The sequence below is a fragment of the Paenibacillus sinensis genome (assembly GCF_019904155.1).
Lineage (GTDB): Bacteria > Bacillota > Bacilli > Paenibacillales > Paenibacillaceae > Paenibacillus_AQ > Paenibacillus_AQ sinensis.
The window spans coordinates 53,090-70,342 of the sequence record NZ_JAHCMB010000198.1 but is presented as its reverse complement, the minus strand read 5'-3'; the positions used below and the strand labels follow the sequence as shown (position 1 = coordinate 70,342).

8 protein-coding genes are annotated in these 17,253 nt (G+C 53.0%); 6 read left to right on the top strand and 2 right to left on the bottom strand.

Annotation, left to right across the window (positions count from 1 at the left end):
- Positions 1-270: 270 nt before the first annotated feature.
- The 4 genes from KIH86_RS24715 (at position 271) to KIH86_RS24700 (ending at position 2,423) form a co-directional block, all read left to right on the top strand.
- Positions 271-984, top strand: a complete 714-nt coding sequence (locus tag KIH86_RS24715) for a type 1 glutamine amidotransferase domain-containing protein (RefSeq protein WP_223083598.1) — start codon at positions 271-273, stop codon at positions 982-984.
- 90 nt (positions 985-1,074) lie between these two features.
- The gene (locus KIH86_RS24710) at positions 1,075-1,563 is read left to right on the top strand and encodes an NUDIX hydrolase (RefSeq protein ID WP_223083597.1); all 489 of its coding nucleotides are present in this window, start codon (positions 1,075-1,077) and stop codon (positions 1,561-1,563) included.
- Between the two features lie 51 nt (positions 1,564-1,614).
- A complete protein-coding gene (locus KIH86_RS24705) occupies positions 1,615-1,947 on the top strand; it encodes a hypothetical protein (protein WP_235775584.1) in 333 nt (110 codons plus the stop codon).
- 194 nt (positions 1,948-2,141) lie between these two features.
- A complete protein-coding gene (locus KIH86_RS24700) occupies positions 2,142-2,423 on the top strand; it encodes a YciI family protein (RefSeq protein WP_223083595.1) in 282 nt (93 codons plus the stop codon).
- An 80-nt stretch (positions 2,424-2,503) separates the two neighbouring features.
- Here the strand turns inward: KIH86_RS24700 and KIH86_RS24695 are convergent, their stop codons facing one another.
- A complete protein-coding gene (locus KIH86_RS24695; protein ID WP_223083594.1) occupies positions 2,504-2,980 on the bottom strand; it encodes an MGMT family protein in 477 nt (158 codons plus the stop codon).
- 308 nt (positions 2,981-3,288) lie between these two features.
- On the opposite strand from KIH86_RS24695, the gene KIH86_RS24690 reads away from it, so the two are divergent.
- Positions 3,289-7,707 (top strand): S-layer homology domain-containing protein, encoded by a 4,419-nt coding sequence (locus KIH86_RS24690; protein ID WP_223083593.1) that lies wholly within the window; start codon positions 3,289-3,291, stop codon positions 7,705-7,707.
- A gap of 220 nt (positions 7,708-7,927) precedes the next feature.
- Here KIH86_RS24690 and KIH86_RS24685 read toward each other — a convergent pair whose 3' ends face one another.
- Positions 7,928-10,192 (bottom strand): helix-turn-helix domain-containing protein, encoded by a 2,265-nt coding sequence (locus KIH86_RS24685; protein WP_223083592.1) that lies wholly within the window; start codon positions 10,190-10,192, stop codon positions 7,928-7,930.
- 328 nt (positions 10,193-10,520) lie between these two features.
- Between KIH86_RS24685 and KIH86_RS24680 the strand changes: the two genes are divergently transcribed.
- Positions 10,521-17,174 carry an S-layer homology domain-containing protein gene (locus KIH86_RS24680; protein WP_223083591.1) on the top strand — a complete coding sequence of 2,218 codons (6,654 nt, stop codon included), beginning with the start codon at positions 10,521-10,523 and terminating at the stop codon, positions 17,172-17,174.
- Positions 17,175-17,253: the final 79 nt, after the last annotated feature.

Here is a 17,253-nt window from a genome sequence, read left to right as displayed (position 1 = left end):
CTTCTGTCGGCAATTGCCCGTCTGCTTCACCAAGTATTCTTTTTTTGGGCCGGTTTATACGCTAAACGTTTCTGCACAGCGAAGCGAAGTGGACAGTGGATGGCATCGCTCAAATTTCGCTTCAGGTGCAGAAGCTGACGTTGGTCTCCACGGTCTGCTCCAAAAGCGGTGACCGGTCGCAGCGGTATGCCCTCTTTTCTCAAGTTGGATCTATTCTATGAAATTTATGGTAACTTATAAATAAAAATATAGTCTGAAAGGAGACAGCAAATGCCCAAACAAATATGTATCCCGCTGCCCAATTGCGATTTCGATTTGACAGAAGTCGCTGTTCCATGGATGCATTTTGTCAAACAAGGATTCCACGTCACGTTCAGCACCGAGCAAGGGATGCCGGGCGCGACAGATCCTCTCTTGATTAAAGGTGTTATCTTCGGTCAGCTCGGTGCCAAGCCGGATGCGATTCGAGCCTATCGGAAGCTGGAGAATGATCCACATTTTCTGAACCCGATCAGGTACGATCAGATTGACGCTTCAAAGTACGATGCATTGTTGTTGCCAGGCGGGCATGCCAAAGGGATGCGCCCTTATCTGGAAAATGAGGAATTGCAGCGTAAAGTGCTCGACTTTTTCCGGCTGAACAAAATAATCGGAGCTATCTGCCACGGTCCCATTGTGCTGGCGCGAACCATAGAACCTGTTACTGGCAAGAGCGTTATATACAATAAACGAATAACCGCGCTTCCCAAAGCATTGGAGCGAATCGCTTACTACCTCACGTTTTGGAAGCACGGCAAGTATTACCGGACCTACCCGGAGTATGTTCAGGATGAAATCACCCGTCAGCTTAAAGAGAAACATCAGTTTACACAAGGACCTTCGCAATATAAACCATTCGTCGTGGAGGATGGGAATCTGATTACTGCGAGATGGCCCCTCGATGCTCATCTTTTTGCACAGACTTTAATCCGTAAATTGGAATGAACAAGCCATAAAGATGGTTTTAAAGAAAGCTGTAATAGCAAGGTTTGGCGGGTTTTAGTCAGGCATAAATGAACGGAGGGTAACCGTACAATGGCGGACATTCTTTTTAAAACAGATGAGCATGTGTTCAGTTACAGAGTTGCCGGTATCTTGATCAGAAATGGAAGCGTTCTCTTGCAAAAGCCTGCCAATGATACCGGATATGCTTTTCCCGGTGGGCATGTCGGCTTCGGCGAAACCAATGAAGAAACTCTTATTCGGGAATTCCGGGAAGAACTGGCTGCGGACATTACCGTGAACGGGCTGAGATGGGTTGGCGAGATCTTTTTTCCTTGGGGAGACAAGCCCTGTCATCAGATTTGCCTGTATTACGAGGTTTCCTTAAAGGATGAGTCGCAGATTCCACTTGACCGCAGTTTTTTTGCCGTGGATGAATGGGACAATGAGGAGGCTGAGCTGGAGTTCTCCTGGATCAAGCTGGACCGGATTGCAGAGCTTGAATTGTACCCGGTCAACGCCAAGGATTTGTTGAAGCACTACAGTTCTGAAGTGAGGCACTTTGTCTACAAGGAGCAGTGAAATGGAGATCAGACTTGCTAACCCAAAGGATGCGGCTTTAGCTTAGTTTCCATGAGTGCATTGTTAATGCCTGTGTATGATATAATGAGCTCAAAGCTTCCCTTTGGGATTACGGATAAGGCGGTGAAGAGGATGGGGATAGACCGGGAAGAATTAAAAAAGCTGATTGATCAGATACCGGAGCAAGACGCAGTGCAGGTATATGATTTTATTGGATATTTGAATATGAAGCGGGAAAAAGTTGCTCAGGAGCTACCGGACCTTTCCTTTCTGGAAGAGGACTTGGATTTGATTCGACAAGTACAACAAAGCCGCGAGAACCGCAAACGAGGGCGTATCTATGGGAAGGAAGCCGGACTCGAATATCTACAAGCGAAGGTATAAGGTATACGGGATCAAGCACAAACGTGAGAATGTTTACTGGAACCGCAGCGGAAGATAAAATAATTATGCTGATTTTAATAGACTCCACCTCTGCGGCGGAGTTTTTTTGCATAGGACCGCGCTGAGCAGTCAAGGGAAACATATACCGAAAGCTTGCATTTTTTGTTGTACATTAAATCCGAGGAGGCTGAACAATGACGTATATCTATTTGATGAACAATGTAAAGCCAATAAATAAGGAACTCATCAAGAGCCATGTGGAACACTTAAAAGAATTAAAGAATCAAGGCAAACTCGTATTCTGCGGACCTTTTACGGATTACCCCGGAGGAATGGTCATCTTTTTGGCTGAAGATATGGAGGAAGCAATGAATATTGCAAAGTCAGATCCTTTCATTGCTTCAGGATGTAAATCTTTTGAAATCAGAACGATAGAGCCAGCCAATGAGGAAAATAATTACCTATTGGAAGAATGACACAGAACTGGGCGCCTATCCTCCAAGATTATTGGGGCGACAAGAAACGGAGGCACATGGAGTTATGCGCGGGGCTGCTGTTACAGCGGATATAAGCTATCCTGGTAATTCTGCACATAATATCGAACGTTGCTTCTTCCGCGCTGAATGATGGTGTGGCCTTCTGCCTCAAGCTTCTGCTTTTGCTTCCCAACACCGCCTGGATATTTTGGATTTAGCTCACCGTCCGCTTTAAGCGTCCTCCAGTACGGTGTTTTATCGTCATTCCTTTGCTCACTTGCCCATGCTGCAATGGAAACAAAGATTCCTGCGGTGATCGGATCGGTAAAATCCGCATGGTTTGCCTTGGCGAAAGCATCCCTGATTTGCCCCGTTGTAATAACCTTGCCTAATGGCACGGCTTTCATTACCCGGTCGTAATCCACAGGCGGTGCAAAAAACATCCGCACGCCGCCATACTTTTCAATGCTTTTCTTATCCGTAATCACTTGTACTTTCGGCATGTCTTTCTTATTTTGCAGCATGGCATTGAAATCTTTGTTCTGTTCATTGGCCATGTTCTTACACCTCCTATGAGCACAGAATAAGTGATGTTAACCCCAGGATGCAATGAGGCAGTTTTGAAATAGATTATATTTATTTGGTTGATTGCTCAGCCCTCGCTATGCACCCGCTTTAATCCATACTCGTTCCATATTCAATGACCTCCATTTGAAGTTATCAAACAGCCGCATGATTATCATGAGGTATTATAGACTTTTGAGTGTTTCCTTCTCTTCATTAAATTGACCAACTTACCGTTATATAAAGTAATTTAAAAATACAATTTTAAGTTTTAAAATTCAAAATGATGGGGAAGAGGCCGATGAAGAACTTATTGCGAAAATCGAAGATTATGATTGCTATTGTACTGATCCTTCAGATGGGGCTGGGAAATTACATGACGACAACAACCTTCGCAGCCTCGGGTCCTGAGTTGTCCACAGATACAGGTTCGGCATCATTCGTGGCCGGAGATAACATGGTCTCGACTCCGGTCGCTATCGACTCCGCAATAACGGTAACCGATGATAGCAGCACTACGTTTGCAAGCGCAACAGTAGCGATTACGGGCAATTTTCATGCTGGAGAAGATGTGCTGATGTTCGTCAATGACGGGGCGACCATGGGGAATATTTCGGCCAGCTATGATGCAGCCACTGGCGTACTGACGCTGACATCAGCGGGCACGTCAGCGGCTTTGGCGCAGTGGCAAAGCGCGTTGAGATCGATTACGTATACGGATACGGCGATCACGCCGGATACGGCAACGCGTACGATCAGCTTCACTGCGACTAACGGCGCAAGTGCTATAAGCAATACAGCAACGCGAACCGTAACGGTGACGGATACGGACCAGACACCCATTGTAACAACGAGCGGCGGTTCGACTACCTACATAGCCGGCACAGCGGGAATCGCAATAGACTCCGGGGTGACAATATCCGATTTGGATAATGCAACGCTGGCGAGTGCGATCGTATCTATTACGAGCGGATTTCAACCCGGCGATACACTTAGCTATACCAATACCAGCTCGGTCCTATACGGCAATATTGTCGCAAGTTATAACTCAAGCACCGGCGTATTGACACTGTCGTCCTCAGGTGCAACGGCCACCTTGGCGCAGTGGCAGAGTGCGTTGAGCGCGGTTACGTTCTCGAGCACGAGCGCGACGCCAGGGAACCGCATCATTAGCTACGCTGTAAATGACGGTACGAAAACAAGCGCTGCTGCTGCAAATACAGTGAATGTGATGAACGGTCCTCCGAGCTTGACCACGAGCGGCGGTTCGGCTTCATTCGTGGCCGGAGATAACACGGCCTCGACTCCGGTCGTTATCGACTCTGGCATAACGGTAACCAATGGAAACAGCGCTACGCTTGAAAGTGCAGTAGTGGCAATCACGGGCAATCTTCATTCCGGAGAAGATGTGCTGCTTTTCGTCAATGACGGCTTGACCATGGGGAATATTACGGCCAGTTATAATGCACTCACTGGCGTGCTGATACTGACGTCATCGGGCGCAGCAGCGACTGTGGCGCAGTGGCAAAGCGCGTTGAGATCGATCGCTTATACGGATACAGCGATCACGCCGAATACAGCAACGCGTACGATCAGCTTCACTGCGACTGACGGCGCAAGCAATACAAGCAATACGGCAACGCGTACAGTAACGGTGACGGATACGGACCAGACACCGATCGTGACCACGAGCGGCGGTTCGACTGACTATGTAGCCGGTACAATGGCAATTACAGTTGATTCCGGAGTGACATTATCCGATTTGGATAACACAACGCTGGCGAGCGCGACGGTATCCATCACGAGTGGCTTTCATTCTGGAGATGCACTCAGTTATATCAATACAAGCTCAGTCCTATACGGCAACATTGTCGCAAGTTATAACTCAGGCACTGGTATACTGACACTGACATCCTCAGGTGCAACGGCCACCTTGGCACAGTGGCAGAGTGCGTTGAGGGGGATTGCGTTCTCGAGCACCAGCGCCACGCCAGTGAACCGCATCATTAGCTACGTTGTAAATGACGGTACGAAAACAAGCGCTGCAGCTGCAAAAGCAGTAAATGTGATCGGGGCCCCGAGTTTGACCACGAGCGGCGGTTCGGCTTCATTTGTTGCCGGAGATAACATGGCCTCGACTCCGGTCATTATCGACTCCGGTATAACGGTAACCGATGGAAGCAGCACAACGCTGGCAAGCGCAACAGCAGCGATCACGGGCAACTTTCATGCAGGAGAAGATGTACTGGCTTTCACCAATGACGGAGCGACCATGGGCAATGTTACAGCCAGTTATGATGCAGCCACGGGCGTGCTGACGCTGACGTCTGTGGGCGCAGCAGCGACATTGGCGCAGTGGCAAAGCGCGTTGAGATCGATTGCTTATACGGATACAGCGATCTCGCCGAATACGGCAACGCGTACGATTAGCTTCACTGTGATTGACGGCGCAAGCAATACAAGCAATACAGCAACGCGAACCGTAACGGTGACGGCGACGGACCAGACACCGATCGTGAGCACAAGCGGCGGTTCGAGCGCCTACGCAGCCGGCACAACGGGAATCGCATTGGATTCCGGCGTTAGCGTATCCGATCTGGATAACACAACGCAGGCAAGCGCGATGGTATCTATCTCGAGCGGCTTTCATTCTGGGGATGTACTGGCTTTCACCAATGACGGGGCGACCATGGGGAATATTACGGCCAGTTATGATGCCGCAACAGGTGTACTGACGCTGATATCTGTGGGTGCAACAGCCACCTTGGGGCAGTGGTCAAATTCCTTGAGCGCGATTACCTTCTCGAGCACGAGCACCACGCCAGGGAACCGTACGATTAGCTACGCCGTAAGCGACGGCACGAAGACCAGCGCCGCTGCTACACATATAGTAGATGTGACTGTGACCCTGCCTCCGAGTCTGACCGCGAGCGGCGGTTCGGCTTCATTCGTGGCCGGAGATAACACGGCCTCGACGCCGGTCGTTATCGATTCCGGGATAACGGTGGCCGATGATAGCAGCACTACACTCGCAAGCGCAGCAGCAGCCATTACGAGCAATTTTCATGCCGGAGAAGATGTGTTGGTCTTCACCAATGACGGAGCGACCATGGGCAATATTGCGGCCAGCTATGATCCAGCCACGGGCGTGCTGACGCTGACGTCTTCGGGCGCAACAGCGACATTGGCGCAGTGGCAAAGCGCCTTGGGTTCGATTACTTATACGAATACGGCCGTAACGCCGAATACGGCAACACGGACAATCAGCTTCAATGTAATTGACGGCGCAGGCAATACAAGCAATACAGTTACGCGAACAGTGACGGTGACGGCGACAAACCAGACACCGGTCGTGACCACAAGCGTAGGTTCGATCCATTTCACATCCGGGGATCGAACAACTTCGACTCCGGTTGCAATTGACAACGGTCTGACGATATCAGACCTGGACAATACAACTTTGGCAAGTGCAACGATTGCTATCACGAGCAACTTCAATGCTGGAGAAGATGTTCTGGCATTCACCAACGTCAGCGAGGCCACATACGGCAATATTACGGCCAGTTATTTGAGCGCAAGCGGCGAGCTGACGCTGACATCTGCGGGCACAACGGCCACATTGGAGCAGTGGCAAAACGCTCTGCACGCGGTCACCTATAACAATACGGCCGTCACCCCGAATACGGCAACGCGCACGATCAGCTTCACCGTAAACGATGGTACGAATAACAGCAACAGCGCGACGAAGAGCATTACCTTGAAGTCATTAAGCAGCTTAAGCGCTAGTCCGAATACGTTAAGCGTTCTGACCGGGGAAACGGCTTCCGCAGCCATTACGGCCATGTATTCAGATCTGTCCCAGACGGATGTGACCACATCGGTAACCTGGTCCGTTCAAAATCCCGCAATCGCCAGCGTCTCCGGCGGGACAATTACAGGTCTCCAGGCAGGCAGCACTGTCGTCACTGCTGTCTATGGAACCCAATCGACGGATATAAGCGTGACGGTAACCGGAACTACAACTTCGGGGACTGTATCTCCTCCGGCCAATCCGGCCAATCCGGGCACTCCAACGCCTCCGGCTCAGGAGACAAAGGCTTTTTACGATCTCGTTGATAGCAATCGACTCGCAGCTTTTATACAAGACGCCTTGGCTGCCGGGAAATCCGCAACGTTCCAGGATGCAGCGTCCCATTGGGCTTCCAAAGATATTTCGTCTGCTGCCAAGTTAGGCATAATCAACGGCTATCCAGACGGCAGTTTCAGACCGGATGCCTCAATTACGAGAGCCGAGTTCAGCACACTGGTCGTCAAAGCGTTCGCCTTACGCTTAGGAAGCGGAACGAATTCGTTCCGGGATATCCAGACCTCTTGGGCGCGAGAGTCTATTGAAATTCTTGCTTCCTATGGAGTCATCAATGGCTATTCCGATGGAACGTTCCGCGCAGATCGCAAGATTACACGCGCCGAGATGGTTGCCATGATTTCGAAAATCTTGATTTTACAAGACAGCAAGTCTGGCGAAGCCCATACATTCGTTGATGTAGCACCTCAGCATTGGGCTAACAAGATCATTGAAGAAGCTACAAATGCCGGAATTATTCAGGGCAAGGACCAGAACCACTTCGCACCGGAGGATAACCTTACGAGAGCGGAAGCCTTGACTGTTATAATGCGCATGCTGAGACAAGATCCGACCATTAATAACTTGCTGGGTTAAAATTGAGATAGCTTCTGAACTCAGCAGGCGTAAGACAAAGATATGCTCCCCTTACGGCAGACAGGTGAAATAATCAAAACCTGCTGCAGTGAGGGGGGCATTTTATGTTTATAGCTCTCCAAGGAGACTATGAATGGTCATATTGACGACAAAGCTGCGGTCAAGAGAATTGGCATATCGAAATCAGTGTTGGTAAAAAGACACCTTCCGGTATTCCAGCTCACCTGGCTTTGTGGATCTTAGTGATCTGGCTTTTGCGGTACTCGCCCGGGGACATGCCGGTTTGCCTTTTGAACATTCGGTTAAAAGAGGTGAAGTTCGCGTAGCCTACCTGCTTGCTGACAGCGGTTACGCTCTGGTCCGTACAGACAAGGAGGTCCATCGCTTTGCGCAAGCGGATGTCGTTCAGGTGGTCGCTGAAATTGGTCCCTGTCTTTTCTTTGATGTAGACGGACAAATAGGCGCTTGACATATTCAGCTTGTCCGCGATTTTGGAGAGCGATAAATCCTGGTCGTATCGGGTGTTCAGGATGTCCAGGACAAGGGCCGCAACGGGGTCCTGCTTAACTGTCTCCTGCGGCCGCAGGTCGCAAATGAAGCGGATCAGCTCGGCTATTGCCTCCTGGTAAGCCGCCGGCTCCCGGCATTGGTTCAGCTTGGTCTCCAACCGGGCGAACATGCCGGCTTCATTGTCATCATGAGACATAGAGGCGAATGCGGTACGGAATCTTTCTAATAACTGTAAGGCTAGTTCACTGTAGTGAGCGATGCCTGCCTGAGTGCTGGCGAGCTGCGCCAGAGCATGATCCGCAATGCGCAGCGCGTTGTCCGCATTTCCCGATTTTAAGGCCGCGTTCAGCTCTTGCTCCTTGCGAGGGGTAAGGCGCAGTGGAGGAGGTGCATAACGCTCCGATATAAGGATGCTCTCGTCGGATAGCGGCGCCGACCTGTTGATCTCTAGGACTTCGAGATAGGCTTCGTTGTATTTGTCCGCTTCAGTGTAGCGGTAACTGACCGAGACAGTTGCGACGCATCCACACCGCTCGGGCTGAAGGGCGTCCAATAACTCATCTTGCAGCATAGCCACAACGCCGCCGCGCTCTTCGCCAGGGATAACCGAGATTATTTGGTCATGCTCCATTTGGAATGTACGAGAGTCAGGGTATCTTTGCGAGAGATAGGGCTGAATAATGCCGAGGATGCGCTTTATGGACAACGAGTTGTCTTCGGCGTGGTTCACTTGACTCGATTGCCAAGGCCTCAGTGAATACAAGACAAGCATAAAAGGCCGATCCTCTACCGGGGAAAAGGCCAACTGTCCGATTTCATCATTGTCCGTTCCCCGCAGGAGATCCATATACCGGTAATCAAGGAGCGCAGACTGTTGAAGGCGAAGCCGATTCTCCGCATGTTCGCGCATGCCGTACCATGTATTAAGTTTATCCTGAATGAGTCGATATTCGGTGAACCTGCCCTTAGCGGGAGCAGGCAGCATGCGATGCATGGAGGCCAGCAAGGCGCGAGCGGGAGCCTGAATGCGAAGGCTGAACAGAACAGCAGCAGCCAGCACCGTCACCAGCGCGGCGGCGAGCAGGGCGATCGCTGTTCGATGAGCACAATACGCATCTTGAACAAGTTCATTGCCAGACAACATCGAGAGATAAGTGTTGCCCAGCAGGTCTGTATGGCTATAAACCATACGGCCATCGATCTTGCGGTGACCGTTCGAAGGAATAGCGGCCGGAACGATTTCGTCCGCGTCCTCCACGGCCTTATAAAGCAGCTTTCCTTCTCCGTCCCATATCGACAGGCTCTCCATGATCCCGTTATCACCGATAATCTCCCCGGAACGATCCATATCCAACAAGGCTACGATAAGACCGCTGCTATCCGGCTTTCCATATACGATGGGGAGCAGCATACGTTTTTGTTCGGCTACGCGGAAGACGGCTGCGGGCAGGATGGACCACTCGGCGGAATCGGCCATTAAACCTTTCCAATAATTGTATGTATACGTTTCATTCGCGTAGACCTGGTCGCTCAGATCGCGGGCGTCGAAGATTCCCTGGGATGTCATGGCGAGCGAGGTATCTGGGAACAATACCCATATATTGTCCAGATCGGCTTGCGCCAGCCGCATGTCGGATTCGATCCTGTCAACGGCGTCCACTGCTGCCGGAGAATCAGGAGCGAGATCGGTTCCGCTCGCTGCCTTCCCGCCCGACGCGATGAGATCGGCGTCCTGGCTGAGCTCGGTCAGGAGCGTTCGGACCCGGGCCAGACGATCCGCGAACCGGTCTGCTGTATGCTGCAGCGCAATCCGGTTGGAGCGGTCTGCTTGTTTTACCATCGAGGAATGATAGAGGGACATAAGGGTCAGATAGAAGAAGGAAAATAGCGCCGCGACTGCGAGAAAGCAACGAAATACCCGGCGTGCGATCGTCTCCCGCGATTGGAAAAGCTGCTTCGTAATAAGATGTTTCACCGCTGACTGTCCTCCATTCGCTAAATCAAATCGATCACAAACTTGCTGCTTGGTAATGCTATACGGACGACCAAGAATTTGGCATTACTGAACAGAGTAACTCTATACTGTTAAATTCGAATCAATAAGCTGTTAGAGCAATGTTAAGGCGCAGGTGTCCTTCGATTGGATTTATGTCTTCATTTAAGAAAAATCCGGGGATACCGTGCTGATCCAAAGAAAGGACAGCAATCCAAATAGGTGTCAATAGGCATTGTCGAATCTTGCTACTATTATTGTCTGTGGCATAGCCTATGAAATTTATTCGGAGCGGGAGATGAGAGGACAGATGAAAAGAAAGACACGACATGCAAACCGGTTCGTCGCCGGATTGCTGGCGGTTCTGCTAGGCACAAGCGGTTTGACCGCTATTGGCTCAGGCGAAGCCAAAGCCGAAGCAGGAAGCGCGGGTTCGATCCCGGAGCTGCTGATAACGGAAATTGTATTCAATTCGCCCAATTATAATGCGGCAGACGTTAACGCTTGGGAATATGTAGAGATCTACAATAGCGGCAACGATCCGATTGCCTTGAGCGATTATTATGTATATCGGGAAAATTACAGCTCCAGCACCAATTACCAATGGCCGATCGAGAGTGGCAAGGTGCTGCAACCGGGCGCGACGATGGTGCTGCGCGGGAAGACAGATGGCGAGAATGGGCAGCTGACTGCATTCAACACCGCATACAGTCTGCAGCCCGGATTGAACGAAGATCAGGCAGCGACTATGGATCAGAGCGGCGGCGGCAATCTGCCGAATACCGGCACGTACACCGTTTCTATTAAGAAGAAGGCGGATGCCGTCCTGAATCCGGCGGCCGATCCGACGATCGTGTCCGCACGTTACAACAGTACGGGCAACCCGGATGCCTCTAAAGACAACGGAGACGACGCCAATGGCAAGAGCGTTACATATGCGTATGATCCGGCCGGCGGCACTTCCATGGTGAAGCTCGCTTCCAAGGCGACGCCGACGCCGGGAAGTCTGGTCCCTGGGCAGGTGCCGGACAAGCCCCTGCTCAGCTATACGCCGGCGGTGACATCGACCGTACCGAAGGATTTTGCGGTTACGGCATCGGTATACAGTTCCACGTATCTTGATGCGGCTACACTGCACTACAAGAAGATCGAAGATACCGATTTCACTTCGGTGTCCATGAACATTGGCGCGCCGGTCGAAGGAAACTCGGTGCTGACCGCATCGATCCCGAAATCTGCGATGACAGGGACGGACAAGCTGCTCTACTACCTGGACGCAAGCAGCCCAAGCGGAGCAACGCGCAGTCCGGCAGGTGCTGGCTCGACTTACGAGCTGCAGATTTTGCCGGATGGCGCTTCGAACAAGCTGCCGTATTTGCTTCTCACGGAGGTCGTGTTCAACAGCCCGAACATTAACGGGGGCGACGTAACCGCCTGGGAATATTTCGAGCTGTATAATAACAGCGACAAGACGCTGCAGCTCGGCAATTATCGGATTGAATACACAGATCTGCAGGATAAGCTCGTAAATGCCTGGACGTTCAGCGAGAACAAGTCGCTGGCTCCTGGCCAGACGATCGTGGTCCGTGGTGTGACCGACAGTCCGGATGGCACGCTGGACCGGTTCAACGAAGGATACAAGCTCTCGCCCGGATTGACCGAAGCAGACGCCGTTCAATTTGTTGGCTCGGGCAATCTCGTCAACGATGCTGCGCGCAAAATCACGATTTTGACGCAATCCGGCGACCGGATCGTCTCTGCGCAATACAATGAAGCCTCCTCGGGAGCGGACAATTTGAACGCGACGGCGGTTCTGTATGGGGCACCCGAAGACGGCTCGATCCTGATGAAGAAGATTGGCAGCAAGGTGTCGCCTACTCCGGGCAAACTCGTGAACGGACAGGCGCCAGGCGAGCCGGTGCATCTGCCGGCGGACTTTCTGAAGCCGATCATTGTGCATAATCCGGCAGTCGGCTCCACGACTGCCAAGGATATCAAGCTCTCCGCCGAGATCACGGATGATCAAGCGGTACAAGGGGCCAAGCTGTATTATCGCACCGACAAGCAGACCGAGTACGATTCCATTGCCATGATCCATGGCACCGGCGATACGTATGATGCGCTGGTGCCAAAGGCTGCGCTCGAAGGCGCGACTCATCTCTACTATTATTTCGAGGCGACGGATGGCACGAATACTGTCCGTTACCCGACTTCCGATCAATCGCCCTATGACATCCGCATCTTCGACTCGGAGAGCTCGGACATTCCCGAGCTGCTGATCACCGAGCTCGTACCGGACAACAAGGGCAGCGACGCCTACGAATATATCGAGGTATACAACAACACCGATCGTACGGTGAACCTGAAGGATTACCAGATCGTCTACGAGTTCTATCACGGTGGGGCGATCCGCTGGGATCTGACGCAGGACTTCCCGCTCGAAGGACAGCATACGGCGCTTGTCTGGGTGCAGTCCAATCTGAGCAAGGGCAAGCCGGTTTCTGACTTCAATACGCATTGGAAGACGAATTTGACCGATGCTCAAGTGACCTCGCTCTATGCGATAGGCATGAGCAACAGCGACGAAGGCCGGATTCTGATTGCGTCTGATGCAGCCAATCCGGTTGATCATCAGCGCAATGCGATCGCCCAGGCCTGGTACAACGTTGGTGTCGACGAAGTGGACGATACGGGCACGAGCGTCGTCTACGAGTATCCGAAAGACGGCACGAATAAAATGTACAAGCGGGCGGTCCGTCAAACGGCAACCCCGGGTACGCTGATTCCCGGCCAAGTACCTGAACAGCCAATCGCCAAGGAGAAGGACTCGATCGCACCGGTCATCGAGCTGCAGCCGTCCGCCGAGCAGCCTTTTGGGGCTGTGCCGGTCACAGCGAATGTGACGGACGACCAAGGGCTGAAGCGCGTCTCGGTGATGTTCAAGCGGAACCAGGATGCAAGCTACACGGAAGTGCGTATGGTGCCGGTATCCGCAGGCAGCAGCACCTTCGTTGGCACGATTCCTCAAGAGCTCCTGCTGGGAGCCTCGTATGTGGACTATTACATTGAAGCCACCGACGGTGAGAACGTCGTTCGTACAACGGACGGAGGTTCGGCACCAACCAGGCTGACATTCACGAAGCAGGGCGATCTGTGGTTCGATTTGGCGGACGGAGCGCTGCTTCGCGGCCAGGCAGCAGCCGTACAGGGCAATGCCGCTGCGGAATCCGCACTGCCGCTCGGCCTGAAGCTTGACGGCAAAGCGCTGTCTGTGAAGCCGGATGTCAGCGAGGAGGCTTATATCTCTTACCGGGCGGACGACTTGCAGTCCTCCTCGCTGATGGACGGACTGTATGTCAACGGGACACTCGCGACGCTGCTGCCGAACAGCGCGAATCTTGATCTCAAATATGTACAGATTCCGAAGCATCTGCTGAAGCCGGGGAACAATCAAATCTGGATCACGGCAGGCAACGGCAAGTCGCCGATGGACACGGAAGGCAATAATGACGACTTCCGCATTGAGGATATCCATATTCTGCTTGGCGACGGCGCGGAGCAGCCGATCGTGTCCATGCGCGGCAAGAATCTCGACAAGGATACATTCACGGAGAACCTGAGCCCGCTCGACCGTCATAAGGTAGGCGACAGCTCCGGCTACTACGAGTATCTGGAATTGACGATCACGATGCCGGAGAGCGCATTCCATGGCATTACAGCCGATGTCGATACGACCAAGCTGACGGACGGCGAGCATACATTCGAGCTTAGCAGCGCAGGCGGTCTGACGAAGACGCTGCGTGCGATCATAGATAACACGGCCCCTGAATTCACCGCATTCTCGATTGAAGCTGGCAAGACCTACAGCGGTAAGATCGAATTCAATGCCGCCGCCGAGGATGCGACTTCGGGTCTGGAGTCGGCCGCCGCAACGCTGGACGGCAAGGAAATTTCGCTGCCTTGGTCGGTCAATGCAGCGACGCTCAAGGACGGCGACCATACGTTCACGGTGACCGCGAAGGATAAAGCGGGCAATACCGCCGTGAAGACAGCGGCCTTCACCACGAAGAACGGCAGTCCCGATAAGCCGACCGATCCGAGTCCTGCCGACGGCAAGAATCAGGTCGAAGCTGCCGCCAATCTGAGCGTGAAGGTGAGCGACCCGGACGGCGATGCGCTCGATGTTACCTTCGGCCCGGCATATCGGTATGACTTTGCAAGCAATTCAGAGATTGAAGCCCACTCCAACGCGACGGATCGCGAACCGCCGCTGGAGCTGAATCCAGAAGGCGAGACGGCATTCACCGCCGAAGCTGTGAAGCAGGTGTCTGCGAAGGACGGCTCCTACTATGTCACGGATGCAGAGGGCAAGTTCCCTTATCAGCGCTACGACTTCAAGCTGAATCAGGAGCCGGATGCAATCTCGCAGGTCGAGGTTGTCTGGGAAGGACACTCGCTGCCTGATCGTCAGGTAACGATGTACACCTGGAACTACAACACCGGCAAATGGGTGGCAGCGGCTTCGGGGCGGGGCGAGCTTGACTTCCGCTTGGCGGCGAATGTCGCCGTAGCCGATATGGTCAAGGACAAGACCATTCATGTGCTCATTCAGGACCTGGTTCCAAGCTCGGAAGACGGCAATGACTTCACATTCGCCTGGGCCAGCGATACACAGTATTACGCAGATTCGTATCCTGAGATTTTCGACAAGGAAATGAAATATATTGCCGATATGAAGGACGAGAAAAATATCGTATACGGCATCCATACCGGCGACCTTGTCGACGACTGGGATCGTCCGGACGAGTGGGCGGTAGCCAGCAACAGCTTGAAGCATCTGGAAGACGCGGGCATCCCGTACGGGGTTGTCACCGGCAACCATGACGTCAATCATGCTGCAGGCAACTACACGGAGTATTGGAAGTACTTCGGCCGCGATCGCTTCGAGAACCAACCCACTTATGGCGACGACCTGAACAACAATCGGGATCACTACGATCTCGTATCGGCCAAGGGACAAGACTTCCTGATCATGTACCTCGGCTGGAACGTACAGGACGGCACAGTTGAGTGGGCAAATGAGGTGTTGAAGAAGTATCCGAACCGGTACGTTATCATCGCAACGCATGAATACATCTCTCCGACGGGTGCATATTCGGGTCAAGGCGAGATGATCTGGAATAAGATCGTAGCGTTGAACGACAATGTGCAGATGGTGCTGTGCGGACACTTGCACGGTGTCGCATATAACGTGAAGCATGTCGGCGAGCGCACGGTCGTCGAGATGCTGGCAGACTACCAGTCGGGCCCGCAGGGCGGCCAGGGCTACATGCGTTTCCTGAGCTTCAACGTAGCTGAGGGCAAGATCCATGTCAGCACCTACTCGGCTTATATGGATGACTGGAACTACTTCGATGACGCCAAAGACGAATTCGACCTGCCGTACAAGGCGCAGGACCCTGCCAAGCGCGTCGCGACCGACTACATTGGCGTGAACGTCTACGGCAGTGCAGTTATCGGCACGAGCAAGGATGTGAAGAGCGGGGAGCGGGCCGGCACGGCTTGGAGCGGACTGGCTTCCAATACCAGATACCGGTGGTATGCGGCGGCGACCGATCCGTCGGGAGGCCGAACCGTATCCGATATCTGGAGCTTCACGACCGGATTGGTCGATAGCGGAAATGGCAACGGTAATGGAAACGGCAACGGTAATGGTACGGATAATGGAAACGGTAATGGAAATGGAACTGATAACGGAAACAACGGTAACGGAAGCAACAGCAACGGAACCAACACCGGCAATAGCGGTGGTAATACGGGCAATAACGGCAGCACCGGATCGGCCAGCGGCATCCGCAACGTGGAACCGGGTACGATCCCTGCGGGTACAGCGCCTGTAGAGCTGAATATCGGACAAGGCGAGACGGGCGTGAGCCTGTCGAACGAGGTTCTCGCGAAGGTCGGGGAGCGCGACATCGTACTCCGCACTTCATCCGGATCGAGCATCACGATTCCTTCAGTTGATGTTGTGGCTCTTGCGGGACAAGTTGGCAAGGGGGAATCGCTGATTCTCTCGGCTGAAGTGGTGTCAGCAGCGGCTGCCGCGCAGGCCAAGACGAGCACGGGCGCCAAGCTGGATGCGACGCTCGATATCAAAGGATCGTTGAACCTGTCTGTGGCCAAGAAGGATGCACAGGGCAAGACAGCAGCGATCTCGGGATTCGCGAAGCCGGTCACGCTGACGATCAAGGCGGACGGCATTCGCAACGTCAATTTGGCTGGCATCTATCGCGTGTCGGCGGATGGAACAGCCGAATGGATTGGCGGGCAATACGCGAACGGCAGCTACACCATAACCGCCGACCGTTCCGGACAATATCTCGTGATGGAGTACACGAAGCCTTTCAACGATCTGATGCTCGGCAACTGGGCTTATGACTATGTGCAGGAGCTGTCCTTCAGGAACATCGTGAAGGGGATCAGCGCAGATACATTCGGCGCCGCCAAGCCGACTACGAGAGCGGAGTTCGTCACATTGCTCGCAAGAGCGCTGAATCTTGCTCCGGCTTCGAACTCGGTCCGTTTCGATGACGTGAAGAAGGACGCCTGGTATACGGATGCTGTCACGGCGGCGGTCCAGGCAGGCATCGTCACCGGCGTTAACGACAGCAAATTTGCGCCGAACAGCGAAATCACCCGTGAGCAAATGGCCGTGATGATGATGCGCGCGCTGACCTATCTTCAAGGAACGGCACAGCAGCAGACGGCAAGCAGCTCAGCTTCCTCCTACACGGACAGCGGCTCAATCAGCAGCTGGGCGAAGGGTGCGGTCACCCAAGCTACCGCGCTCGGCCTGCTGAACGGCCAGGGAGACGGCAAGTTCGCGCCACAGAAATATGCGACGAGATCCGAGACGGCCAAGATCATCTATCTTCTGCTCGGACTGACAGGCGATAAATCCTGATCGGTTGGACTTAGTGTTTGAAGGAAGCGCCCCGGGGCTCCGGCGGCGCTTCTGTCCTATTATTGAATCAAAGGCGGTT